Origin of the sequence: Streptomyces beijiangensis (assembly GCF_017315755.1) — a bacterium.
Classification (GTDB): domain Bacteria; phylum Actinomycetota; class Actinomycetes; order Streptomycetales; family Streptomycetaceae; genus Streptomyces; species Streptomyces beijiangensis.
Genome location: NZ_JAFLRJ010000534.1, coordinates 1 through 1,521 on the forward strand (window position 1 = coordinate 1; position 1,521 = coordinate 1,521).

The 1,521-nt window shown below is 65.7% G+C and carries 2 protein-coding genes; one reads left to right on the forward strand and one right to left on the reverse strand.

Annotation, left to right across the window (positions count from 1 at the left end; all coding sequences use genetic code 11):
• Positions 1-178 (reverse strand): transposase (locus tag J0695_RS36400; protein ID WP_206969048.1); only part of this gene is annotated, 178 nt, incomplete at its 3' end.
• A gap of 149 nt (positions 179-327) precedes the next feature.
• Here J0695_RS36400 and J0695_RS36405 point away from each other — a divergent pair.
• Positions 328-1,490 (forward strand): IS3 family transposase gene (locus J0695_RS36405; protein ID WP_206969047.1). Its coding sequence is split into 2 segments (ribosomal slippage): positions 328-612 and positions 615-1,490, totalling 1,161 coding nucleotides; the frame shifts between segments, so codons are not numbered across the junction.
• The last annotated feature ends 31 nt before the right edge of the window (positions 1,491-1,521 follow it).

A 1,521-nucleotide genomic window follows, 5' to 3' on the forward strand; every position in this document is an offset into this window, starting at 1 on the left:
GGCTGGACGTTCCGGGCTTTGTCCCGTCGTCGATGTCCGCGCGGCGCATCCACTTCCACAACGTCATCGCGTGGACGCCGAAGTCGGCGGCCACCTGCTCTACCGTCACGCCCGGACCGCGGTTTCTCGCGACGCGCACGACATCCTCGCGGAACTCCTGGGGATAAGGCTTGGGCACAGCGACATCCTTCCCACCTGACCTACAGGGCAAGCCAGTTCAGATGTCACCCGATCGTGCGGCAGACCCGACCGCACCTGGGGTCTGCCGCACGATCGGGTGACATCTGAAGTGGCTTGCCCTGTAGGGCAGGTGGGAAGGATGTCGCTGTGCCCAAGCCTTATCCCCAGGAGTTCCGCGAGGATGTCGTGCGCGTCGCGAGAAACCGCGAACCGGGCGTGACCGTCGAGCAGGTGGCCGCCGACTTCGGGGTCCACGCGATGACGCTGTGGAAGTGGATGCGTCGCGCGGACGTCGACGACGGGACAAAGCCCGGGACGTCTAGCCAGGAGAGTGCGGAACTACGCGAGGCCCGTCGGCGGATCAAGCTGCTGGAACAGGAGAACGAGGTCCTGCGCCGGGCCGCGGCCTATCTGTCCCAGGCGAACCTGCCGGGAAAAGGATCTACCCGCTCGTGAAGGAGCTCGCTGTGGACGGGGTGCCCGTCGCGGTGACGTGCCGGGTCCTGAAGCTCGCCAGACAGCCCTACTACCGGTGGCTCGAGGAGCCGGTGACCAGTGCTGAGTTCGAGGAGGCATTTCGCGCGAACGCATTGTTCGCCGCCCACCGTGACGATCCGGAGTTCGGCTACCGCTTCCTGGCCGACGAAGCCCGCGGCGCCGGAGCGGTGATGGCGGACCGGACCGCGTGGCGGATCTGCCGGGACAACCGCTGGTGGAGCGTGTTCGGCAAGAAGCGCGGCAGGAGCAAGAGAGCCGGTCCGCCCGTGCATGACGACCTGGTCCGCCGGGACTTCACCGCGGCCGGCCCGAACCGGCTGTGGCTCACCGACATCACCGAACATCCCACTGCGGAAGGAAAGTTGTATCTCTGTGCGGTCAAGGATGTTTTCAGCAAGCGGATCGTGGGCTACTCCATCGACTCGCGGATGAAGTCCTCTCTGGCCGTCGCTGCCCTGAACAACGCTGTTGCCCGACGCGACAACGTCGCGGGCTGTGTCCTGCACAGCGATCGTGGGTCGCAATTTCGGTCCAGGAAATTCGTCCGGGCGCTTGCACGGCATCAGATCGCCGGCTCGATAGGGAGAGTCGGGGCGGCGGGCGACAACGCGGCCATGGAGTCGTTCTTCAGCCTGCTGCAGAAGAACGTCCTTAACCGACGGAAGTGGGCCACCCGCGAGGAACTGCGGATCGCGATCGTGACCTGGATTGAGCGGACCTACCACCGACGCCGCAGACAAGCCGCACTTGGCCGACTGACCCCCGTCGAATACGAAACAGTCATGACCATTCCGGCCCTCCAGGCCGCGTGACCGACCTGTCACCCAACCCTGCAGCAGACCC